Genomic DNA, 23,663 nt, shown 5'->3' on the forward strand with positions numbered 1-23,663 from the left:
TGGTGGTGAACCATTCATATCAGCTTTTTTCATGTGCTTTTTATCTATTCATAATCCCCCGCTGCAAATAAATCACCTCTTCCGCAAGCTGCCCGATTCGTTCGTAAATCCGATCATCAGTTAGTTCATCACTCTCGATATCATAAGCTTCATTATGAATAAACACATTCCCAGTCGGGACGAGTCCTTTGAAATAAGAAAGAATCGAACCTAAATGATATTCCAAAACAAGAAAATGCCGATTCGTCCAACCGGTCGCAACCATGCCGGTCACTTTATTGCGGAATGCATATTCAGGCAAGTGATCGAGCAAATTCTTTAAAGCACCCGAAAGAGATGCTTGATAAATTGGTGTGCCGAATACGAGAAAATCTGCAGCTTGAATCTTTTTCACCACATTCCACGTATCTTCATTGTATGCAGATAACGGAAGGCCAGCGGCGAATTCAATATCATACTCCCGTAAATCAATTAATTCCGTTTTGATCGTCGAATCATGCACCTTGGCAGCAGCTAATACAGCTTCAACCGCAACAGCTGTCTTCCCACCTGCGAGTGCACCGGAAACTCCTACTAGTTTCATTCTGTACACCTCTTTTCTCTATGATTTAGGAATCGTACTTGTGAGACTGTCTATAAATATGTCTCTAATAATTCAAAAAGATGGGGCTGTGTTGAGATTCTCATCCTCCGAACGAACTAAAAACATTCGCACTCAAGCAATTATCTGCCTCACGCAATCCAAGATCACTTATTTCTCCTCTTCATCATTCTTAATAAAATCCTTCAAAAAATTTATCGGTAAATACAAACGATCTTCATTTAAATTTAAAAAATTAAGATCCTGTTCTTCGCTGTGCTGATCTTTAATATGACTGACTTCGTTATGCAGTTGCTCCATCTTTTCATCTAAATCATTAGCTACCACCGCTGCCTCCGTCAATTCTTTCGTTAATCGCTCGGGTATGACACGATCATATTTATAGTATATCTTATGCTCCAGGCTTGCCCAGAAATCCATGGCGACGGTTCGGATTTGAATTTCTACATAAACATCTTCAATTCGATCCGACATGAATACAGGTACAGAGACGATTAAATGCAAACTTTTATAACCGTTTGGTTTCGCATTTTTAATATAATCCTTCTTCTCAATGACTGTAACGTCTTTTTGGTTTTCGATCATTTCACTGATCCGATAAATATCGGAAATAAAAGAGCAGACAACACGGATGCCGGCAATATCCATAATATTATTCTTAATCGATTCCGTTGATATAGGAATATTCTTCCGATACATCTTCTTCATGATGCTCTCTGGAGATTTAATACGTGTTTTAATATGTTCAATCGGATTGTAGTCATGGATATGTTGGAACTCCTCTTGAAGAATAGTCAGTTTTGTATTCATTTCGGACAGACCGAACTGGTACGTCATCATAAAGCGGGTTAATTCATTTCTCACCTTTTTTAAGGATTCCAGATTATTAATCATATAAAAGTTCCTTTCTTTCCTAGGATGCACTCGAAAATAGAGATGAATATATCTATATTATAGCAGGATTATATGATTTGACCCGATTTAAAGATATTAATAGCAGGAGCGCTAACATCACTCCTGCTTCTACACTTCGACTTTCTGTTTGAACCTCTCATGACTGAAATCACGAGTGTTCTTGGTTTATTTATAAAATGACACGGACAGCATAACAAATACTTAGGATAAATGAATTGGTATCCCCTTTAACTTTAGAACTGAATTGATTAGCTCTTGATCAATTTGTTACGTTTACTTGAACTTTTCTTTATCAACCGAATGAATTTCATAATTACCAAAGTCGGCTTTTCCATCACCATATGTAGTTGGGAACGAACCAACTCAACTACACATGGTGATGGTGAAGCACTAAATACGTATTATGAAATTCATTAAACCTAATAATAATTTTCGTTTTTTATTGACCTTGCAACGATATATCCCCTTCATGCACCTACTCAAGACTTTTTTCATATTTTACTTCCAGGGGTGATAGTGTTGGCGTTAACAGTGTTTTTTCAAGAAATGATTATCTTATATATAATCGGACTAATTGGATTTTTAATTAAGAGAAAAAGGATTATTAATGAACACTCAATTGATGTCGTAACGCAGCTTATTTTATCCCTGACGTTGCCTTGTTTGATTCTTTATTCTATGGACCAGCCTTATCAGATGGGAGAGGCGAGGCAATTATTTTGGTTAATTCCAATCTCTGCTTTTATATTAATCCTTTCCGCTGGGCTCGCTTCAGTCTTAAGGAGAGTCTTAGATTTGCCCAAAGATAAGCAAAGTGTGTTTGAAGGTCTTATTATATTCGGTAATCAAGGTTTTATCGGTTTCGCGTTAATATCCAATCTTTTTCCAGACAAAGGTGCATTGTATGTCACCCTCTTTAATTTGCCATATCTGATCTTAATTTGGACATACGGAATTTATCTCTTTGTAGGGAAAGAACAATCGATTCAATGGAAAAAGATTTTTCTCAATCCTGGGATCTTTTCCACGCTCATTGGGCTTTTGATCTTTATGCTCCCTGTACATTGGCCGGTTGTACTATCGAATGTTTTTAAAAGTGTTGGGAGTACGACCATTCCGCTTTCCATGCTTCTGATAGGAGCGTTGATTGCAAATATGAACCTCGATCATTTTTCTTTTTTAAAAGATAAAACGTTGTGGCTCGTTACTGGTGTGAAATTGCTGTTCATCCCATTATTGTTATTTCCCATTACCATCTTTACCCTACCCTTTCCAATGCTGGCAACCGCTGTCCTTGTTTCAGGTATGCCTGCAGCTCCAACGATTGCCTTGTATGCACAAAAATTCGGAGGCGATAGGAATTACGCGGCTATGGGCACGTTGCTGACGACTTTACTGTCCGTTGTGACCATACCAATTTTATACATCCTATTGTATTTTCTATATACCTACTAATGCTAACATATCAATTCCATCTAACGCTCCGCCATTTCGTAATGCCAATCCGATACCGAACCCGATGATAATACCACCGACAACGGTTATTAGTAATGTATCCCCTTGAACAATGATTGGAATATGATGCATAATACTTGTCCCGTAGGCGAGAGAGGCAATACCGATTACCGAATAGATAGCAAAGCTTTTTCCTATCTGCTTATATCCTAAATAAATGAATGGAATATTTAATACGGCGAGCAAAACGCCTAGAGGCAAACCAAATAATTGAGAACCAACGATACTCAAACCTGTCACCCCTCCATCAGACACGTTGTTAGGGATGAGAACCGACTCCAGTCCATATGCCGTGATAAAAGCTCCAATAACAACTGCCACTGCCCGAGATATCTTTTTCACAAGTATTTTGTGTTTTGCTATCGTACTCATTTCTTTTCCCCATTCCGCAGATAGATGTTTAATTCTATTTTGTTCGTTTGTCTATCCTTTATCCAAGGTAAGAAAGAGTAACTGAAATCATAAATAAGAACTGGTATTCATCTCTTTATTAATGCGGTTATGTCACCCTCAAAAACTTTTTCTTCTTTATCATTGAAAGTAGACAGCGATACCGTAAGGAGCCCTGTTTCCTTCTTTATTACTTTTTTATCAAGAACCTCAACAAGAAGATGTAATTCATCATCAGGATACACCGGCTTTAAAAATTTAATATGATTCATTCCTGTTCCGGCAATAACATCTGCACCATACTTCTCTTCTTCCACCCATAATTTAAATGAAATGGCCAATGTATGAATTCCAGAAGCAATGATGCCTTTAAATCTGCTCTGATTTGCCTTTTCCTCATCTAAGTGCATATATTGGGGGTCAAATTCACCTGCAAACCTCAAAATATCCTCTTTTGTTATTTTGTATGATTTCGTTTCGAACACATCTCCAATTGTAAATTCATCTAACTTCACAATAACACCTCTATATTAGTAGTTAACACTAGTTACCTGCAGCCATTTTGCTGTCACCGTCTCGGTCGTCAACATTTCTTCCGGTGTTCCTTCGAAGATAACGTGGCCGCCTTCTTTTCCTCCGCCTGGCCCCAGTTCAATTACCCAATCACTTGCCGCGATAAAGTCTAGATTGTGTTCAATGATAATAACCGAATTTCCACGGTTTACAAGCCTCTGAAATACATCAAGAAGTTTATGGTTATCTCTCGTGTGCAGTCCTAAAGAGGGTTCATCCATTAAATAAATTTGTCCCTCTTTTTGTAAATGACTTGCCAGTTTCAATCGCTGGACTTCCCCTCCACTAAGTGAACTCGTCGTTTGTCCTAAGGTTAGATACCCTAACCCGACATCCTTTAATGTATTCACTCGCTTAATGATCTTTGCCATTCGAAAGTAGTCGAGTGCCTCCTCAATCGTTAACGCTAATATTTCCACAATAGTGGCACCTTGATAGCGGTAAGATAAAGCTTCATCTGAATATCTCGTCCCACCACATGCTTCACAAGTAATAGTTACTGGATCCGCGAATGCCACGTCAGGCATAACAACCCCTTTTCCCTTACAGACTGGGCAGGCACCTAACGAGTTAAAACTAAACAATCCTGCCGGCTGCCCCGTTTCCTTTGCAAATATGGCACGGATATCATCCATGATTCCCATATAAGTTGCTAAGGTTGAACGGCTGGAAATACCAATACTCCCTTGTCCAACCGTAATCGTTTCAGGGTACTGTTCTGTAAATGCTTCCGTCATCAAAGAACTTTTACCAGAGCCAGATACGCCACAAATGGACACTAGCGTATGCTTCGGAAGGCTTACACTTACGTTTTGCAAATTATTGTTCGTCGCTTTGTTTATGACGAAAAAATCATTTCGTTCTCTGGGATTTTGATTGATTTTTATTTTTTCATGGAGACTTGTTGCCGCTTCTGAACTTTCCAGCCCTTCCAGCTTACCTTGATAAACGATTTCTCCACCATGAACTCCAGCTCCCGGGCCCATCTCAATAATTTCATCTGCTGCCTTGATTACCGATAAATCATGTTCGATAACGATAACGGTATTATGCTGGGCTTTAATATGGTGTAGCATGTTAATCAACAGGTCCACTTCTTCCGGGTGAAGTCCTGCACTTGGTTCATCAAAAATATAGGTGATATTGTTGAGACTGCTTCCTAAATGCCTGGCAATTTTTACCCTTTGCGCTTCTCCGCCAGACAAGGTACCCATTTTCCTTGATAGACTCAAATAGCCTAGCCCCATTTCAACGAGCTGGGTTACATGAGGGATGGCCTGCTCGGCGATTGATTCTCCGAGCGGATCATTTATTTTCTGTAATTCTTTTAGAACGTCCGTCAGCTCCAATTGGTCATACTCTGCGATATTCAAACCATTAACCCGGCTTTCCAACACTTTTGGATTCAGTCCTGATCCTTGACAGGTTGGACAGAGGGAACGTGTCGACATCGCGAGAACATCATCTTGGGTGATTCCCTTCAATTTGGAAATATCCCTGTTGATGTAAAGCCGTGTAAACCGGGGCAGGATTCCGTCCCAGTCATGGGGTTGCGGTCCGTGTTTCGTATGGAAAGGAGCATTCACTTTCTCACCTGCTGGAGGGCCATATAATAACAGACAACGCTTGTCTTCCGGATAATCTTTGATTGGTTTATCCGGATCAAATAAGCCGCAAGTCATCATCCACCTGCCTTGCCAGCCAGAAGGAGATAACGGCTTAAATTTTACTGCATATTCCCTTAATGACTTTTCTTCATCCACAATTTTTCCCAAGTCTGGTGCAATAACCTCGCCAAAGCCGCTGCATTCCGGACAACTGCCGAACGCACTTTGACTAGAAAAATCTGTCGCGGAGCCAATTGCCGGCTTACCAATCCTAGAGAACAATAAGCGAATCAAGGGATGGATATCCATATACGTGCCGACCGTAGAACGGGAATTCCCCCCTGCCTGCCGCTGTTCTACGACAACAACCGGGCTTAAGTTTTGCATGAGGTCAGCCTGGGGACGCTCAAACTTCGGCATTTGATTTCGGATATAATGAGGATAGTTCAATGTCATCTGTCTTCTGCTTTCTGTTGCTAAAGTGTCAAAAACGACTGAGCTTTTCCCTGAACCGGAAAGGCCGGTAAAAACGATGATTTTTTCTTTTGGCAGATTCAAATCGATATGTTTCAAGTTATTTTCTTTTAATCCTTTTAGAATGATTTCATCTTTATTTGCTGACATGTTATCACCCTGCTCCTTTACCGTTAACCAATGCTACTATCCTTAGCTTATCACACTCTTCCCCGTATAAATAAAAAATAAATGTACAAAAAATCATAACTGATTTTAAAATAAGTAAGTAATGGTATATTCTCAATTTTTCAATAAAATTTAGGATTTTTATATACTTAATGCTCATATTAGATGAATGAATTTCATAATTACCAAAGTCGGCTTTTCCATCACCATATGTAGTTGGGAACGAACCAACTCAACTACATATGGTGATGGTGAAGCATTAAATACGTATTATGAAATTCATTAAGATGATAATAAATAGAGATGTTTATTAATAAATTGGGGATAATAAGAATGAAGTCTGCCATCAGCTTCAGGAAAGCAATCATAGATGACTTGAAGAGTATCGTCGATTTGCTAGCAGATGATGTACTTGGTGCTGCGCAAGAAAGGTAGAAAGCCCGCTCCCGAATAGTTATCGGGAAACATCTTATGCCATTTATTCAGATCCCAATAATGAATTAATTGTAGCTTGTATAGGAGATAAGATCATCGGCGTTTCTATGAACAGTTAGGATTCAGAGCAACACATGAGGGCATGAAATTGAAACTATCGTTCAAATCAAACATTTGATTGAAATAAAGTCTAGAACGGGTATGCGTGCGAATTTTCTTTGATGTCGTGCGTAAGTCCCCGTGGATCGTGCACATTTGATTTGGGATGGTGCGCAATACACGAGAATGGGTACGAAGGTGAAGGGTTCTAGTAGGCACTCTATAGAAGATAGACGGATTCGCACAGAACTAGCTTTAATTCACACCACACCTGAGATTTGCGCACCAACCTTGGGCGAAAACGCACCACAATCGAAAATTACGCACCAGCTTTGAGCAAAGTTGCACCATAACCGGAAATCACGCACCATCTTACATATCACTAATTCTATTTAATTTATCTAGTAATTCAATATGAAGTGATACCCCTCCCATAGACAAACTCATTATATTTGCTATACTTAAGTCATAGTCAATACATAGTACCTGGGGAAGCTTTTTCTCCCCTACTACAACTAAATATGCGAAAAAATAGGTTGATTTTTATTTAAAAATCATGAAAAGGGAAGTCGGTGTAAATCCGGCGCGGTCCCGCCACTGTAAATGGGAGTTTTCCATTCGTAAGCCACTGTTTTCATACGGGAAGGTGATGGAAAGCGATGAACATGAGCCAGGAGACCTGCCTATTTTAGCGCCAATTTATAAACCTACGAGGATAGGAGGTGTGGCTGATAGTAGTTATGTATCATAAGGGAAGACCCATGGTCGATAACGCTTGCTTTGTTATACATCTCTTAAGGTAGAGATGTTTTTTTATTGTAAAAAATATGTAAGCTGGGGGTATACAAATGGTTCGAAATAGTAGATTACAGCAACTGTTTATGATTGTGATAGCCGCTATTCTATTTTTCTCACAATCTGGATTGTTCGGCCTGCAAACCGTAAACGCAGCAAGCTTGGACAATGCTGTCACCGTCTCTGCTGTTGATGAAGACGGTTCTGCAGTATTAGACACGATAGCAGTGGAAATATCCGATGGGGATACGGCCTTTGATGCGATTAAAGAGGCGGATGAACAACTGGAATGGGACACGTATGACTTTGGTGAAATGATTACAGGTATAGGCGGAGTAGCTGCTGACCCTGACTCGAACTTCTGGTCCTTTTATGTGAATGGTTTATTCCAGGACATGGGTGCAAGCTCAACTGAAGTAACAAATGGGGATAATATCCAATTTATCCTTACCGACTTCACAGCAGAACCGCAAATGATTGATGTCACTGTTTCTGCAGTGAATGCAAATGGAGAAGCTGTTCTTACAGATACTGCGGTAGCCATGCCGCAATATACGACCGCCTATGACGCCCTGCTTAAGGTTGCGGCGAGTCAAGGTGTAAAAGTGGATGTGAGTGTCGACTCCGAATACTTAACATTTCTGAATTACTTAGGTGAACCTTTAGAAAGAGAATGTGAATACTGGTCGACCTATATGAATGGCGATATGATGCAGGTTGGATTACTCGGGCACACGGTTAAAGATGGCGATGTGCTAGAACTTGTCGTCGATGACTGGTGTGAACCAGAAGACCCAATTGACGAAGAAGACGAGAAATCAGAAGAGCCACCTGTAAATGAAGAAGATGAGGAAGAAGACGAAGAACAAGAAGTTGCGGATAAAGATTATGCAGAAGCCCTGCAAGCCGTAATCGCTTATCTCGAGTCCAATCCAGCTGAAATGGACTGGTACGGCTTCTCTGCCCTTCACTCTGCCGGTGCGAATGTTTCCAATGATATGGCGGAAGATGTAGCCTCATCGATCAATGATGAATACGCAGGAAATGCTACAGATATTGCAAAAAATATTATTATCTTAACTTCTGCGGGCTATGATGCAACAGATATAAACGGCATCAACTTGATTGAAATGTTACTGAATGAAGACATGCAGCTAAGTAACCAGCTCGTCTATAGTTTGCTTGCGATTGACAGTTTGAATTATCCAATCCCGGAAGATACCGTTTGGACACGGGACAGTATAATTGAAGCGTTTCTTGATATGGAGCTGGAAGTTGGCGGCTGGTCCTTCTTTGGTGACAGGCCAAGTCCAGATATTACAGGTATGGGAATTCTTGCCTTAAGCGCTTATGCGGATGATGCAGACGTGAAGGCTTCACTTAACCGAGCGATCAACGTTATGAGTGAACAGCAAGGAGATAGAGGCGGATACGATGAAGAATTTAATGGCGGATATTCCGCGGAATCCGCTGCAATGGTCATTACCGGCCTGTCTGCTGCCGGAGTTGACGCAACAAGCGATGCCTTTACAAAATCTGGCGGAAACTTACTGGAACATCTCATCAGCTTCCAAATGGAAGATGGCAGCTTTAAACATTTGCCGGAAGATGATGTTTCAAGTGTATTCGCAATCAACCAAGGGGCATTAGCATTAGTTGCCTATGATCAACTCCAGAATGGTACCGGTCCAGTGTTTAAGTTTGATAAAAAAGAAGACCCAAAAAACCCGGAAGAGCCTGGTGAAAAGCCGGATGATGGAGACGAGGATAACGGGGATAAAGATAAGAACAAAGACAAGAATGATCCAACTGATGACCCAAATAAAGTTATTGTGACAAAAGAAAACCTGCACCAGTATGAAACAGACCATGCGGCCGTAGTAACACCAAATCATGCAGACAAATTAGCCAACTTTTCAGTTGCTGTAGAGCCTGAAGCTGCCGACTATCTCGTTCAGGAAAACAAGCCGCTCGTCATTGATAACGGTAATACGATCATTACGATTCCGGTTCCTGTCGTGAAGCAGTTACGCGAACTTGGAGAAATAATGGAAGTCAATCTCGCCGAACAAGATGTTGCTGAAGCAATCGGGGCTGTCTATGACTTTACTTTAACAGTTGACGGAACACTTGTTTCCGAGTTTGTTAGTGATATTATTATTGATTTGGCAGCCGATGCAGACGAAGTGCAAGAGCCGGATGCCAACCAAGTAAAAGCCTTCCATTTCAATGAAGAAACGGAAAAATGGGACGTTTTAGCAGACAGCACTTATGATCCAGCAGCAGGATTTGTCACCCTAACAACCGATCACTTCAGCACATTTGGTGTATTTAAACACGATCCTGAACAGAAAGATCCTGCTGACGATGATAAAGACGGAGCAACCCCGCCATCAGTGGATAAAGATAAAGACAAAGATAAAAAAGGTAAAAAGCTACCTAAAACAGCAACAAATATGTTTAATCTCTTAGCATTAGGATTCGTCTTAATCGCAGCCGGTGCACTCTTGTATATCAAGCGCAAAAATAAAGTTACAGCGTAATGCTAAATGGATAATCTGCTGACTCCAAGCGGATTATCCTACCCTTTTTTACGAAAGGATGTTTATTATGAAGCAGCTATTTCGTTTAGCCGTTATCACCTTTTCCTTGATTCTACTTGTTGCATGTGGCGGCCAGCACGCCATCCAAGTGGAAAAGATATCGGTTATTCCGACATCGGCAAACTCAACGGAAACAAAAGAATTAATCAAAGTTAGTTCGAACGTCGAGATAGATGATGAAGATGCAGCGGAAAGTGAAGCATCAGAGGAAAATAACAAGGAAGAAGAGAAAGAAACTGCAGTTGCCGATGCATCGGAGGATACAGACGACGAAACAACTAAACCTGAGACGGACGCGAACCAATCAACAAATGAATCGACAAATTCAGATCAGTCAACGTCTAATACCAATCAGCAAAAGAATAATACCAACGATTCAGAAGGAAACTCCAATAATCAGACTGCAAATACGGATACATCTAAATCGAAAGACAGCAAAAACACAAATACACCTAGTCAGCATAAGAATGAACAACCTAGTTCCAAACCGAAGCAGAAAGAAACAGCAAAGCCTGCTCCCGCGCCAAAAACAACAGCATTCGTATCAGTTGAAAGTCCGAGTGATCTAAACGGGCCAAATCTGGCACCGACCGAGGTTGAAATAACAGAAGGAGAAACAGCGCTTGCCGCTACATTACGAGCATTGAACAGCAAAGGGATCAGTATCGATTATACCGGTTCTGGGGCTACCGGCTACGTAAAGAGCATCGGCGGTCTCGGTGAATTTGATGCAGGTCCGCTTAGTGGTTGGAATGTTTTCGTTGAAGGAGTCATGATCCCGCGTAGTGCTGATGCCTATGAGATTTTTAACGGGTATAAAGTGCACTGGAGATACACAAAGAATTATTTGGAAGACTAAGGAATTGATGATATATGCTTAGAGGATTCCGCTCCTTTCACCCATTAGTCTTATTGCTCTACTACATCGCAGTTATTGCCGGTTTGATGCTGAATCAGCATCCGATTTTTTTGACCGCAGCTTTCCTTTCCATTATTTTTGTAAATCTTATTCTCGATAAAGGGATTGAGCTGAATAAATGGAAATATATGATTATCTTTTTAGATCTGTTTGTATTTGTGTTCACACCTGTTTTTAACCAGCAAGGAAATATTGTTCTCTTTGAACTCTTTTCGCGGGCCTTTTACTTGGAAGCGGTCATTCAAGGTGCCATGATCGCTCTTACTTTGTCAGGGATCTTAGCTTTATTCACAACCTTTAATATTGTCATGACGCCCGATAAGTTTCTCTATCTATTTTCCAAATTCTTTCCGAAATGGGCGTTGATACTCATGCTTGCTCTCCGCTTTATGCCGCTATTTCGTAAACGATTGGCGGATATTCAAGACGTGCAGGAAATGAAGGGCGTTTCCATGAAAGATGGGAAACTGCGAGATAAGGCCCAAAATGGCATGCTATTTCTCCAAATTCTCTTAACCTACTCACTGGAAGAGGCTATGCAAACCGCCGACTCTATGTCTGCGCGCGGTTATGGGTTACAGAAAAGAAGTCAATATAAAGCTTACCGCTGGAAGTCCCGGGATTGGTCAATGCTCATTCTTCTTTTTTTCCTCAGCCTGTCGACATTGATCGGCTGGCAGAGCAATAAAACGATACTCACGCTGACACCAGAATTAGAATCGATCCTATTACAAGGATACAGCTGGTTCTATCTTCTTGGTTGGTTTTTACTGATCAGTTTACCGATTTGGACGGAAGGCAAGGAGGTCATCAAATGGAACTTCTATCAACGAGAAATTTAAACTTTACATACCCTAATTCCTCCGAGCAAGCTTTAACAGATATTAATTTCACCGTTCATGAAGGTGATTTTGTTGTAATATGCGGGCCTTCCGGGAGCGGAAAATCAACACTCATCCGCCTTATGAAACAGGAGCTGAATCTTCATGGCACACGGAGCGGAGAGATTTATTATCAAGAGACTCCGCTCGAGGAACATAATCCAATCACACTTGCAAAAGATATCGGGATGGTCTTTCAGGACCCGGAGAATCAGATTGTCATGAGCAACGTAATGGACGAATTGCTGTTTGGCATGGAGAATCTAGGTTTTTCAACCAATGAAATGCGCAAGAAAACAGCAGAAATCGTCCATTACTTTGGCTTTAATCATTTACTGCAGCAAGACACGAGCGAGCTGTCCGGCGGAGAAAAACAACAAATCAACCTTGCTTCCGTTCTTTTGCTTGATCCGAAAATATTAATCCTGGATGAACCGACTGCACAACTCGACCCGATTGCAGCGAAAGACTTTATGTACTTATTAAAGCAGTTAAATGATGAATTGGGCATTACAATTATTATTGTCGAACATCGATTAAATGAATTATTTTCCCTTGCTAATCAAATTGTCATGCTGGAGCAAGGCCGAATTAAATTTTCCCAAAACCCGCGGAAAGCTCTTTCGTTATTAGCGGAAAATATGACCACCTATTTACCTGAAGCTTCTCAGTTGTATCTAACATTTACAAGCAGTCCGGAAATCTCAGACATCCCCTCTAATGTAAAGGAAGCAAAACATTGGTTGAACGGATTGGATATTACATCGAATCAAACGCAGCAGGAAGAACAGGTAAAGCCGGAGAAGCCTTTACTCGAGCTAAAAGAAATCGACTTCAGCTATTCTAAGCATACGAAGCCGGTATTAAATAATTTATCTCTAACCGTTCAAGACAGTGAATGGTTAGCCATCTTAGGCGGAAACGGTACCGGAAAGTCGACCCTGCTTAAAATTATCGCCGGCCTTCTTACGGCCCAACATGGAAAAATCCGGTATAAAGGTAAGAAAGTAAAACAAATGAACCGGAAATTCATTGGTTATTTACCACAGAATCCAAAACTTTATTTTTTACATGAGACATTGAAAGATGAATATGATGCTCTAGCAGAGAAACATGGAAAATCGGAAACAGAAGTCCAAACCCTAGTAAAGGAATTTCAGTTGGAGGCTTTAATCGACAGGCATCCATATGACCTAAGTGGTGGTGAATTGCAGCGGGCTGCACTTGTCGGCATTTTGATTGGAAATCCACAAATTTTATTATTGGACGAGCCAACGAAAGGAATGGACCCGGCTTTCAAAGAGGAGTTTGCTTCGATAATTCAAACGGTCAAGCATACAGGTGTCACGATTATTATGGTCACCCATGATGTTGAATTCGCGGCGAAACATGTAACGAGGTGCAGTATGCTGTTTCAAGGTGAGGTAATCGTAACAGAGGATACGAACGCCTTTTTTAAAGATAATGATTATTACACGACTATGATCAATCGGATTACAAAGGATAGCCATGTTCCAGCGGTTGTTACAGTGGAGGAGGCAAAGATGAGTTGGCAAATGAAAAAGGTATTACCGTCATCGGTGTAGCAATTTTCTTTTTACTATTAATCTTTTTCCCGAAATTTATTATTCAGCATTATTTACTAATTAGTATTCTCTTTATCATCGCAATCCTGCTTCCATCCATCATTCGATTCTCAAGGAAAAACATGACGAGCAGAGAAATGGTCATGCTCGCAGTCTTAGCGGCGATTGCGGGTGTATCGCGGATTCCTTTCGCCCCGCTGCCGAGTGTCCAGCCGACGACCTTTGTCATCATAGCCTCTGCGATTGCGCTTGGACCTCAAAGCGGCTTAGTCATCGGAGCTTCAGCAGCACTTATTTCCAACATGGTACTCGGCCAAGGTCCCTGGACCCCGTGGCAGATGGTCTGTTGGGGAATGGCCGGATTTATTGCCGGCTTACTGGCGAAAACATTCTTTATGAAACGCATGACTTGGCGCTTAATCTACGGCTTCATCATTGGATTCATATTTGGCTGGGTCATGAATATGTGGATTCTCTTCAGTGGATTTGGGGATCTGACACTAGAGACATTTATTTTATTGAACACACAGAGCTTCTATTTCGATCTAGCCCACGCTTTATCTAACGTTTTTTTCCTTTTCTTGTTCAGTACGATTTGGATCAAGATTTTGAACCGGTTTAAGGAGAAGTATGGGATGTTTCAGGAAAATAGGAAAGAATGAAGTAAAAAGTGAGAGGTTGTTACCAGAGCTGCCAACAGTGACAACCTCACTCTGTATTCTACTCTATTAAGATCTCAATCTCATCTAGATTATCCTCATACAAATCATCCAGCAGCTGATTTCCTTGCTCCGTATATGCTTCCGGGTTATCCTCAAGTTCTCCAATCATTTCACTGATATATGCGATAACATAATGACTCATTTCCTGCGTCCGCTTTACGTATTCTTCAAAATATTCCTCTGGCTCCATGTTGAATTTCTTTGTCTGTGCTTCCGCAAAATCACGCGTTCCATTGGCAATTTCCGTATTACTATCTTCCGCCGGATATACATCCTGCACATGTACAGTAGACTCTTCTGTTATATCAAGCTGCATGGCTTTTGCTTCTTGCATCGCCAGCTTTCCTTTAATTGTTCCTTCCAAATTCTCATGGATTTGCTCATCAGGGTATAAAAAGCGCAACTCACCCACCGTTAGCTCCTCTCTCCTTATAATTGCCGCAACATCTTCATCATCATAATCGATGAACTTCTTGGTTCTTTCCGTAATTTATTTTCAGTAAGACCATATAAACCGCTGAATATGACCAGAAAAAAGAACCTTTGCAAAAATGCAAAAGTCCTTTTACTTTTATTATGATCACAATATATACAAAAGGCTAACATTACAAAGTCGTATTGTTTGTGTTAGATAAATCCATAGGGAATATAAGCAGAATCGGATTTCATTTTCTTCTCTCTGAGATTTGTGATTGCAATAAACAATTGGACTGACATCTGTATTTGTTACGCTTTTTACATAACTTTCAATAACTTTACTGTGTACTGTCATTGCTATCAATAAAATAATGACTCTTCCGATAAGCCAATGCTTCCATTGTTACGATCAAATTCTCCCCATGAAAAACTTCAACCCGATAAAAGCCGGTACGGAAATTCCTTTTCACCTCTGTCGCACGGGCTATTAACTTGTCCCCTGGCTTTGCAGACTCCATAAATTGGATGGAAGTATTTACACCTAGCGAAGTTTTCCCATATGCATTACAAGCCGCAGAAAAGGCGTGATCCGCTAAAGCATAAATAATCGCTCCAGCTAGTTCCTATCGTTGGAGACGAAAACGGGATGCTACCGGACGAGCTTGATAAACAGTGCAGCCAAATAAATATTCACGGCATTTTCCTTATGCCTTCTTGCTGTAATCCTACAACTGTCATGATTCCAGAGTTCAGGAAAAAGGAATTAGCGGACATCATCCGAAAACATCGTTTAATCTTAATTGAGGATGATATGCATGCCTATTTGACAGCTGGTATTTTAGCTAGTTATGAAGGTCCGATGTATCGATTGATTCCTGAACAGACCGTTTATATTTGCGGTACTTCCAAATCGATTTGCTCGGGGTTGAGGGTGGCTTATATGGTATTTGGAGAGGCATTACGTGAAAGAATTTTACGCGCGATTTTTAATATTAATGTCAAAACATCTTCATTAGAAGCTGAAATTATTACAGAGCTTATTTTATCCGGAAAAGCCCGGGAGATCGTCAAGCAAAAGGAGCAACTCGCGCAGACGACGAACGCAATTTATTCGAAGATTTTTCCTGCAAACGGGAATACCGGACATCCACTTAGCTTCTATCGTTGGCTGCCGATTTCATCAGACGTCCACGAAGAGAAGTTAGAGAAGGAATTGGAAATGCGTGGAATTAGGGCCTTTCATTCTAATCGTTTTGTAAGTGGACAGACTACGCCGGAAAATTATTTACGTATTGCCCTTTCATCAACAAATACGGTTGAAGAATTAGACACAGGTTTGAATATATTAAAACAATTTGTTGATTAATCTTTTTTAAGAAAAACCCTGCACTCGAAGCTGGTTAACCTTCGCCTTATTGTACCCATTACACTTGTCTAACGTAGCTGCATCTAACGCTGGAATTGCAACTATCATCAAGGTTAGAGCGGTCGGGCTTTTGCCGAAAATTTTAGCGATAGCTGACTTCACTCCTCAAACCACCGTTCCAGGCAGCATCTTTAACAATCTGATTCACTTCATAATTCGTTAAGTAATATTTTTTGACCTACGGGACTGTACCAAGCAGCAGAAACCATCGAGTCATTAGTTTCGGAAAACTCATCACTACTATGAGCCGTGTTTAGAAATGATAGCACCTCTTCTTTAGTAACCTCGCCGTCCCCTTCTACGTTGTTGATTTCATTTTTGTACAGTTTGTAAAATTGTTGAGCTTCGGGACTTAGTTTTTCTATGTCACTCGCTTTATGTTCTGATAAATTATCCATATCCGAACTTCGCTTGTCCAAGCAACTGACGCTGCTGAATCTCCTCCCTTATATTTGTCTTTCCTTTTGATTTAATAATCTTAAGCTATTTCCTAGGTTCTCTGATTTTCTCCTTTTCATATATATAGTTGAATACTATTTCCTGATTTTTCTTTATATAGTATTATAAGCACTTCAATAGCATATATAACTCAGATAAAAATAATAGGTTGATTTTACCCCTAAAAAGGACCACTTTTTCTTCAAAGAGGAAAACATGGTCCTTTTTAGGGGTAAAATCAGCGTAAAATGGCTTAAAAAAACTTAATTTCCCAATTGATTCCAGTCAAGTTTCTTGCTACCCTTGAGATAGAACAAACTATAAAAGTAGGCTTAGGTTTCAAAATAATTTTATTAATCTATTAATGTTAAGGTCATTTCCTTTAGTCTTCTAATTTCTGTTTTTGCTCCATCATTGGTAGGTGCACAAGACTCAATTTCTTACGATCAAGAAGTTAATGAATTAGCAGATGCTTTGGAGTACATGTTTGATGAAGTCGCAAACATAGATCAAACAGGAAATCTTATCAGTATTGATATTGATAAAATTGAATCTATGTTTGCAGATGATCCAGAAATGCAAAAAGTATTTGCAGAAGCAAGACTTGAGTGTGAAAATGATGATATGCAATTACAAGGTCCAGCTTTAGACAATTGCCTCATGAAAAAAATAAAAAATGGTTGGAAAGAAGCAATTGGAATTGCTGCAATCACCTCTGCAATTGATTATTTAACTCAAGGTAAACATATAGCTGCAGCAAAAAAATTAATTTCAGCAGGTGTTCGAGGTAATGCGATTGCTGTAGCTGGAACACTATTATACTGGCTTGGTGCATGTTATATTGAAATAAGTTAATCTAAAAAGAATAACTTGTATAAACTTAACAAATAATATATGATCAGTAAAAAACAGGCAGAATGTGATGGTGATAACATGACTCGCAAATTAACTTTTAAACAGAAAAATTACATATCTGCAATATTATTAATCCTCATTTTCTCATGGATAACTTTTATTAATTACACGGAAACAAGTAATTTAACAATAGAAATGAATCTTTTAAAAGCATTATTTTATGTAGTTTTTATAAGATTTGCATATTGGCTTATAGAAAAATTGAAAAAATAAGTAAAGAATCTTGACTTGTAGAGTAGATGGAGGGTTTTTACCCTCCGACCTCTCGTCAAACCGTACGTGCGGTTTTCCCGCATACGTATCCATTCATCAAGCCTCCGGAATTTGCTATGGACATTCCCTATTCTATTTTGAAATAGTTGGAAAATCCGCGGATAACTTCATTGAGTTTCTGAATCATTTCTTCAAGGCTTTTCCCTTGTTGTCTCCCGGGATAAGTGCCTTATTCTATCCTTGTATTTCCTGATCCTATCCTCTGGGAGAACCATATACTTCCTCCAGAAATCAAATCCTAGGAATCGAAATCCCTCATCAAAATGAACGATTTTTGTCTTTTCAGGGTGCATCGTTAGCTTAAGGTCTTGTTCTAGAATCTTTTCAGCTACTTTATATCATCTGTATAACGAACGACCGGAAACCCTTGTTTTATCATTCCCCAATCAAATGTGTTCAGATAGATATTCGCAAGTAGCGGCGAAATCACACCGCCTTGCGGTGATCCTTGATAGGTGTCATGCAACTGATCATCTTCCATGACTCCTGCCTTTAACCACATTTCGATGAGGTCAAGTATTCGCCCTTCAGCGATTTTCAGCTTGACTTTTTCCATCAATAAATCATGTGGAATATTATCAAAATAGGATTGTATATCTAGGTCTACCACATACACATACCCGCTTTCTCTAGCTCGTTTTACTACATCTAATGCTTGGTGTTGGGAATGTCCCTTCCTGAATCCATAGCTATGCTGATAGAAATTCCTGTCAAACAATGGCTCAATCACTTGTCTGACTGCTTGTTGGACAACTCTATCACGTACAGTTGGTATTCCTAAAGGCCTTTTTGACCCATCACTTTTCCGGATAATGGCGTAGTACTGGTTGTGCCTCATATCGATTCTCTTTAAGCAATCGAAATATATTTATCCTTTTTTTACATTATCAGAAGTATTTAAATGGTTATAGAGAATCTTCTTTTCTGCAGGTCTCATAAATTTCATAATACCTAATGGCTCCACTTCTAGTGAAGAAAATATTTTCCATCCGTATTTATTCCCCCTGTTTTTGCAACGCATCCTGTTCCCTCTTCTTCACTAAATAATAAGAATTAATCCAGGAAGCAATCGGAATAATCATCGCTATACCAATACCGGCACTCAAGATGATGAGCAGCTCCGAGGTGAAGATTTTCGAATTGGCAATTTCACCAATCGAGTATTCCATGTCTTTCACCCATAACAACAACGCCAAATAACCACCAAAGAAGGCGAAAAACAATGTATTTGTATTCGATCCTAAAATATCCCTGCCAATCCGTATACCGGAAATGAATAAATCTTTCTTTGTAATATCAGGATTTTGATCAAATATTTCCTGCATTGGGGAAGTTATCGAAATAGCGACATCCGTAATTGCGCCGATTGTACTTACGATAATCATTGCCGCTGCTATCTTAACGAAATCCAGCCCGATATAGAGAGAGAATAACGTACTTAACTCCTCCACCTCTTCTTCCGTAAAGCCTTGTATCATTAATTTATTCGTCATGATATAGATGAGCAGAACTAAGAAAATAATCGTTATTACCGTCGACAGGAAAGCTGTCTTTGTCTTGCTATTTACTTCATTAATGTAAAACAGATTGATACAGCTGATGATCGCACAGGCGATTAAAATTAAGATGATTGGATTCATCGCTGGGTCCAGCAGGAAAAATACAGTCAATATTAAGACCCCAAAGTTTAAAAACAGCGAAATAAAAGATCGTATCCCTTTCCTGCCGCCTATCAGCACCATCAATATAAACAAAATAATGGCCAGCACTACTAATACATTCATACGCGTCCCCTCTTCCGGTTAACAAAAAAGATGGAAATATACAGACCGATTGGAATAGCCAGCACAATCCCAATACCACCTGCTAATGCCCTTGCTAATTCTAGGGACAAATTCAGTGAAAGTGTAAAGCCCCATAATGATTCATTTTTCAAAAACAAAAGGAGCATAGGAATCGAGCCGCTTATATAGGCAAAAAACAAAATATTGGTCATCGTCCCCATGATATCTCTCCCAATATGTAAACCAGATTGCTTCAATGTCTTATTATCAATCGCATGATTATTCTCATACATTTCAAAAACAGATGACGACATCGTAATCGCAACATCCATGACAGCCCCAAGTGACCCAATTAATAATCCTGCCAAGAAAACCGGTTTAAACGGGCGTGAGAGAAAATCGATTGCTTCATAACGGAGACCATTTTCGCCTGTCATCCACAGAACAGCATACGTAATGAAAAAGGAGATAAATGTCCCTAACAGTGTTGCGATAATCGCGGCATATGTTTTTTCGTTAAAGCCATTAATCAGCAATAGAGAAGTAATCGTAAATAATACCACTGTAACACCACAAATAATCAGTAAACCGATATCGGAGTTCTCTACATAAATATCCAGTGCGTAAGATAAAATAGCTGCATTAAGAAGCAGACTAATAATAGAGAAGAATCCCTGCCTCTTCCCAATCAAATGCAAGATAAAGATAAAAATCCAGACGATTGGGAGAATATGCTTATCCCGCTTTACATCTTGAATCGTACCTGTTAATTCTTCATCTTTTCCAGCTTCCTCATCTATCCAGACAAATAATTCGTCGCCTTCTTTATATGCTTGATCAAAGGCTCCGGACGACGAGTATTCATTGATTAAATGGATGTTCCGGTTCTTTACTGCGCCATTTTTCATTTCGGCTTCAATGGATTGGGTAAATAATCGGTCTTCGTTTCCGTAAGCATCGACTACATCGGTCGCCTCTTCCAAATCCGCCTCCAGCACTTTTGCAATTGGCCGATCGTAAAATGAATGATTATTGTTCACAAATAAAAGCGATCCGATTACAAGAACGGCCAGACTCATATAAAAAACAATTTGTTTATAGGTTATATTTTTAAGGTTCATTTAAACCCCTCCAGAATGAAACTAAGTATATCAAATTCGATTTATATGTGGCAATGTTTCATTAAAGAAAAAAGGAGCATTTATATTCTGGGGACACATTCGAGTCGATAAGTTCATGCTTGTTTTTCACAGTCTGTCAAAACGATAATTGTCCTTTTATTTACTGCTTCAAAAAAGCATACTCAGATTAATAGGTACGTTATTTTATGCATAACCTTACCCATTAATCTTAGTATGCTTTTAGATTTTTCATACAACTATTGGTTGGTCCTATTCAACTGTTCTTCTGTATTACGTACTCCATACATAACCCGAATAATAGTAACTGTTGCGTTCTCGATTTCAGAAATGAAAAATATTAGAAAATTATCCGCTGGGAACCAGCGTAGCCCTCTGCTATACCACGGTTCCTTTTCAAAGATTCAAAATCGCATCGGTTTTTCATTAAGTTTTAGTATCGCCCTTTCAATTCTTTCCACTTGCTTTGTCGCAACCTCAGGCTCTAGCAGCGTAAATGCTATATATTCATAAATACTTCTTAAATCAAACTCACTTTGTTCCGTTAATACAACTTTTTATTTCATAAGTCGTACTCTTTACAGATCTTCGCAAAACTTCTGCAGCAGATTTTGTATTTCCTTGTATATAATCTGTATATCCTTTTTCCAATTCTGCATCCATCTCTTTTTCCGTTAAGCTCGATACATCAACTGGTTCCATGACAGGAATCTTTACATCAAATGGGATTCCTTTCTGCATGACAACCTGTTTCAAAAATATATTAACTGTATTAGATAATGGGATTCCCAATTGCCCTAGGATATCCTCAGCTTGTTCTTTCAGTTCTGGTTCCAGCCTCACATAGATATTTGTTGTTTTGGCCATTATCAATCCACTTCTTCTTATATACACATTATGCTTTTGTATATACAAAAGCAATACATTTGTTTTTGTTGCATTTAACAATCATTATTAAATTCGTTACTTGAATCGTAATAACCCTAATGTAAAGTTCGCTTGACGTAAAGTTTATTTTACGTTGGACTTTGATTGAAAGCAGGTGGTTCTAATTTGAAAAATAAATTAGTTGAATATAGACAAGAGTTCGGGTACTCATAGAAAAAGCTTGCAGAGGCTCTCGAGGTCTCCAGGCAGACTATCATCTCCATTGAGAAAGGGAAATACAATCCCTCCCTGCCACTTGCTTTAAAGATGGCAAAAATATTTAAGACGAATATGGAAATTATTTTTAGCTTGGAAGAAGATGGCTAATATAGAAAATTTAAAGGAGGAAGCAAGATGGAGAATAAAGATTATATGCCAAAGACTTATTTCATTTTAGGGATATTAAGTTTACTCTTATTTGGCTTCACCGCATTCATAGCATTCATGGCAAAAGCTGCTCCGCCTCATATGACGTATTTATTGTTTGCTTTTACAGTTATTTCGCTTTGTTGTTTTATTATTTCATCCTTGTATTGATTATAGAATTTGATATTTTACCTTTAACTGCCATCGATGTTCTTCATATCTTGATTGTGCTGACAATAGGTACAGTGTTTATCTCTTGGGTTCTTTTAGCAAAAAGAAATTAATAAAGTGAAACTTCAATCAATGGGGGGTTTTTCTTCAAGCCCCAATGGATTGTTAGTTGAACGAACCTTAGGTGTTAGCTCACGTTTCTTCCCACCACCTCAACTTTCTCGAAGAACCTAAAGTTTTGAAGTGGGAGTTTTACGGACGGTTACAACGGGATAAAAGGGGTGAGTATGATTATACAATGGGAGATTATCGCAGGGTTTCTTGCCATTTGGGGAATATCTTATCTTTTATTTTGTAAGTATTATGATAAGAAAAAGGGGATTATCCAAGAAAGGATTTATTCTATTTTTCACTGCTATATTTGTGTTATTCGTGATTATTGGTATAGTAGGATTTCTAGCTGGCAGGAATAGCTGAAAAATAAATAACCCGCTTAAGAACTGTTTTTCCCATCTTAAGCGGATTTCTTCTGTTTTCATTACCAAAATGTCCATTTATAATGACCAGGCTTTCTCGTTATGGTAGATTAATTTGCCAAGAAACTCCAAACCGGTCATTAATCCAACCAAACTTCCTACTGAAACCATAATTATCAAGCGGCATCAGCGCTTGTCCACCTTCTAGCAGTTTTTCATAAAGGTTGGTAAGCTCTTCTTCCGTATCACAATCAACAAAAATGGAGAACGAAGGCGTAAAGGAAAACTGATGCTCAATATTACTGTCAATACACATGAATTCCTGGCCTTTTAAAGTGAAGTTCGCCTGCATGACCGTTCCTTCATCCCCGTCAGATTCATTCGCCCCGTATCGGGTAATACTTGTAATTTCGGAATCCTTGATTAGCGATGTATAGAAATTCATCGCTTCTTCTGCCTTGCCATCCTGAAACATGAGAAATGGTGTAACCTTCGTCATTTATAATCGACTCCTTGAATTTTTTGCTGGCTTGCTCTAATTATTCCAAGAACACATTCGGATATTCAACCGTTCCAGAAAACCGCTGGGGTGCCTTCTCCTGTAATTCAATGGCCATAAATGCTTCATCTGGAACGTCAAAAGGGGCGTTTATTCCTAATTCAGATGCCTTCCTGAATTCGAATTTCGGATAGTATTCCGGATGACCCAAGACAATAACCGACTGATATTCAAGTTCTTTCGCTCGCTTCAACGCTTCAAGAATCAATTGTCTGCCTAGGCCTCTGTTTTGATAATCGGGTAAGACGGAAACAGGCGCAAGCGCAAGGGATTCTATATGTTGATCGCTATTTTTAATTTTTATTTTGGATTAATGAATTTCATAATACGTATTTAATGCTTTTCCATCACCATATGTAGTTGAGTTGGTTCGTTCCCAACTACATATGGTGATGGAAAAGCCGACTTTGGTAATTATGAAATTCATTCGGATAATAAAATTTGTCCTACGATTATTTCATTTTCATCTACAGCAACTAGCGATAATTC

21 protein-coding genes, 4 pseudogenes and 1 riboswitch are annotated in these 23,663 nt (G+C 39.3%); of the genes and pseudogenes, 10 read left to right on the forward strand and 15 right to left on the reverse strand.

The genetic code is table 11. From position 1 onward, the window contains the following. Nucleotides 1–40: 40 nt before the first annotated feature. A complete protein-coding gene (locus LZD48_RS11650; protein ID WP_235762926.1) occupies nucleotides 41–583 on the reverse strand; it encodes an NADPH-dependent FMN reductase in 543 nt (180 codons plus the stop codon). 168 nt (nucleotides 584–751) lie between these two features. After that, nucleotides 752–1,495, reverse strand: a complete 744-nt coding sequence (locus LZD48_RS11655) for a GTP pyrophosphokinase (RefSeq protein ID WP_235762927.1) — start codon at nucleotides 1,493–1,495, stop codon at nucleotides 752–754. Nucleotides 1,496–2,035: 540 nt separating this feature from the next. Between LZD48_RS11655 and LZD48_RS11660 the strand changes: the two genes are divergently transcribed. After that, complete coding sequence (locus tag LZD48_RS11660) at nucleotides 2,036–2,971, forward strand: AEC family transporter (protein ID WP_235762928.1); 936 nt, start codon at nucleotides 2,036–2,038, stop codon at nucleotides 2,969–2,971. On the opposite strand, the pseudogene LZD48_RS11665 reads toward LZD48_RS11660, so the two are convergent. The 3 genes and pseudogenes from LZD48_RS11665 to LZD48_RS11675 form a co-directional block, all read right to left on the reverse strand. Further along, nucleotides 2,966–3,403, reverse strand: a pseudogene (locus tag LZD48_RS11665) (YitT family protein); the annotation flags it as partial. The gene LZD48_RS11660 and the pseudogene LZD48_RS11665 sit on opposite strands and share 6 nt — an antisense overlap. A gap of 107 nt (nucleotides 3,404–3,510) precedes the next feature. Beyond that, on the reverse strand, nucleotides 3,511–3,936 hold the full coding sequence (locus LZD48_RS11670) for a MaoC family dehydratase (protein WP_235762929.1): 426 nt from the start codon (nucleotides 3,934–3,936) through the stop codon (nucleotides 3,511–3,513). Nucleotides 3,937–3,951: 15 nt separating this feature from the next. Continuing rightward, nucleotides 3,952–6,225 carry an ATP-binding cassette domain-containing protein gene (locus tag LZD48_RS11675; RefSeq protein WP_235762930.1) on the reverse strand — a complete coding sequence of 758 codons (2,274 nt, stop codon included), beginning with the start codon at nucleotides 6,223–6,225 and terminating at the stop codon, nucleotides 3,952–3,954. 1,068 nt (nucleotides 6,226–7,293) lie between these two features. Then, nucleotides 7,294–7,478: riboswitch (cobalamin riboswitch) on the forward strand. A 147-nt stretch (nucleotides 7,479–7,625) separates the two neighbouring features. Between LZD48_RS11675 and LZD48_RS11685 the strand changes: the two genes are divergently transcribed. The 5 genes from LZD48_RS11685 to LZD48_RS11705 all read left to right on the forward strand — a co-directional run bounded on the left by LZD48_RS11685 (nucleotide 7,626) and on the right by LZD48_RS11705 (nucleotide 14,223). Next, on the forward strand, nucleotides 7,626–10,115 hold the full coding sequence (locus LZD48_RS11685) for a DUF4430 domain-containing protein (protein WP_235762931.1): 2,490 nt from the start codon (nucleotides 7,626–7,628) through the stop codon (nucleotides 10,113–10,115). A gap of 67 nt (nucleotides 10,116–10,182) precedes the next feature. Further along, entirely contained in the window at nucleotides 10,183–11,034 is an 852-nt protein-coding gene (locus LZD48_RS11690) for a DUF4430 domain-containing protein (protein WP_235762932.1), read from the forward strand. Nucleotides 11,035–11,048: 14 nt separating this feature from the next. Then, the gene (locus tag LZD48_RS11695) at nucleotides 11,049–11,936 is read left to right on the forward strand and encodes an energy-coupling factor transporter transmembrane component T (protein ID WP_235762933.1); all 888 of its coding nucleotides are present in this window, start codon (nucleotides 11,049–11,051) and stop codon (nucleotides 11,934–11,936) included. Beyond that, nucleotides 11,909–13,561 carry an ABC transporter ATP-binding protein gene (locus tag LZD48_RS11700; RefSeq protein ID WP_235762934.1) on the forward strand — a complete coding sequence of 551 codons (1,653 nt, stop codon included), beginning with the start codon at nucleotides 11,909–11,911 and terminating at the stop codon, nucleotides 13,559–13,561. Before LZD48_RS11695 ends, LZD48_RS11700 begins: the two co-directional genes overlap by 28 nt. Then, nucleotides 13,552–14,223: an ECF transporter S component gene (locus LZD48_RS11705; RefSeq protein ID WP_235762971.1), complete on the forward strand. Its 672-nt coding sequence runs from the start codon at nucleotides 13,552–13,554 to the stop codon at nucleotides 14,221–14,223. The genes LZD48_RS11700 and LZD48_RS11705 overlap by 10 nt, the downstream gene beginning before the upstream one ends. A gap of 58 nt (nucleotides 14,224–14,281) precedes the next feature. Here the strand turns inward: LZD48_RS11705 and LZD48_RS11710 are convergent, their stop codons facing one another. Next, nucleotides 14,282–14,695, reverse strand: coding sequence for a hypothetical protein (locus LZD48_RS11710; RefSeq protein ID WP_235762935.1), 414 nt, complete (start codon nucleotides 14,693–14,695; stop codon nucleotides 14,282–14,284). 343 nt (nucleotides 14,696–15,038) lie between these two features. Continuing rightward, nucleotides 15,039–15,308: a hotdog domain-containing protein gene (locus LZD48_RS11715; protein ID WP_310739824.1), complete on the reverse strand. Its 270-nt coding sequence runs from the start codon at nucleotides 15,306–15,308 to the stop codon at nucleotides 15,039–15,041. Between the two features lie 2 nt (nucleotides 15,309–15,310). Between LZD48_RS11715 and LZD48_RS11720 the strand changes: the two are divergent. Next, a pseudogene (locus LZD48_RS11720) lies at nucleotides 15,311–16,066 on the forward strand (aminotransferase class I/II-fold pyridoxal phosphate-dependent enzyme); the annotation flags it as partial. Nucleotides 16,067–16,275: 209 nt separating this feature from the next. Here LZD48_RS11720 and LZD48_RS11725 read toward each other — a convergent pair. Next, nucleotides 16,276–16,524 carry a hypothetical protein gene (locus tag LZD48_RS11725; RefSeq protein WP_235762936.1) on the reverse strand — a complete coding sequence of 83 codons (249 nt, stop codon included), beginning with the start codon at nucleotides 16,522–16,524 and terminating at the stop codon, nucleotides 16,276–16,278. Nucleotides 16,525–17,047: 523 nt separating this feature from the next. On the opposite strand from LZD48_RS11725, the gene LZD48_RS11730 reads away from it, so the two are divergent. Then, nucleotides 17,048–17,419 (forward strand): hypothetical protein, encoded by a 372-nt coding sequence (locus LZD48_RS11730; RefSeq protein ID WP_235762937.1) that lies wholly within the window; start codon nucleotides 17,048–17,050, stop codon nucleotides 17,417–17,419. Between the two features lie 400 nt (nucleotides 17,420–17,819). On the opposite strand, the pseudogene LZD48_RS19055 reads toward LZD48_RS11730, so the two are convergent. From LZD48_RS19055 to LZD48_RS11750, 5 genes and pseudogenes are all read right to left on the reverse strand, one after another. Then, nucleotides 17,820–17,891 (reverse strand): annotated as a pseudogene (locus tag LZD48_RS19055) (group II intron maturase-specific domain-containing protein); the annotation flags it as partial. A gap of 189 nt (nucleotides 17,892–18,080) precedes the next feature. Next, a complete protein-coding gene (locus LZD48_RS11735) occupies nucleotides 18,081–18,590 on the reverse strand; it encodes a reverse transcriptase domain-containing protein (RefSeq protein WP_235762938.1) in 510 nt (169 codons plus the stop codon). A 157-nt stretch (nucleotides 18,591–18,747) separates the two neighbouring features. Further along, nucleotides 18,748–19,536 (reverse strand): YibE/F family protein, encoded by a 789-nt coding sequence (locus LZD48_RS11740; protein ID WP_235762939.1) that lies wholly within the window; start codon nucleotides 19,534–19,536, stop codon nucleotides 18,748–18,750. Then, nucleotides 19,533–20,657 (reverse strand): YibE/F family protein, encoded by a 1,125-nt coding sequence (locus LZD48_RS11745; RefSeq protein WP_235762940.1) that lies wholly within the window; start codon nucleotides 20,655–20,657, stop codon nucleotides 19,533–19,535. The genes LZD48_RS11740 and LZD48_RS11745 overlap by 4 nt, the downstream gene beginning before the upstream one ends. 549 nt (nucleotides 20,658–21,206) lie before the next feature. Further along, nucleotides 21,207–21,542, reverse strand: coding sequence for a type II toxin-antitoxin system RelB/DinJ family antitoxin (locus LZD48_RS11750; protein ID WP_235762941.1), 336 nt, complete (start codon nucleotides 21,540–21,542; stop codon nucleotides 21,207–21,209). Nucleotides 21,543–21,728: 186 nt separating this feature from the next. Between LZD48_RS11750 and LZD48_RS11755 the strand changes: the two are divergent. Continuing rightward, nucleotides 21,729–21,929 (forward strand): annotated as a pseudogene (locus LZD48_RS11755) (helix-turn-helix transcriptional regulator). Between the two features lie 27 nt (nucleotides 21,930–21,956). Then, entirely contained in the window at nucleotides 21,957–22,139 is a 183-nt protein-coding gene (locus tag LZD48_RS11760) for a hypothetical protein (protein WP_235762942.1), read from the forward strand. Between the two features lie 576 nt (nucleotides 22,140–22,715). Here LZD48_RS11760 and LZD48_RS11765 read toward each other — a convergent pair. Together LZD48_RS11765 and LZD48_RS11770 are read right to left on the reverse strand one after the other, a co-directional pair. Next, the gene (locus tag LZD48_RS11765) at nucleotides 22,716–23,114 is read right to left on the reverse strand and encodes a VOC family protein (protein WP_235762943.1); all 399 of its coding nucleotides are present in this window, start codon (nucleotides 23,112–23,114) and stop codon (nucleotides 22,716–22,718) included. Nucleotides 23,115–23,154: 40 nt separating this feature from the next. After that, nucleotides 23,155–23,478, reverse strand: coding sequence for a GNAT family N-acetyltransferase (locus LZD48_RS11770; protein WP_438822764.1), 324 nt, complete (start codon nucleotides 23,476–23,478; stop codon nucleotides 23,155–23,157). Nucleotides 23,479–23,663 lie beyond the last annotated feature (185 nt).

The sequence above is a fragment of the Oceanobacillus alkalisoli genome (assembly GCF_021556485.1).
In the GTDB taxonomy this organism is placed as follows: Bacteria; Bacillota; Bacilli; order Bacillales; family Amphibacillaceae; genus Oceanobacillus; species Oceanobacillus alkalisoli.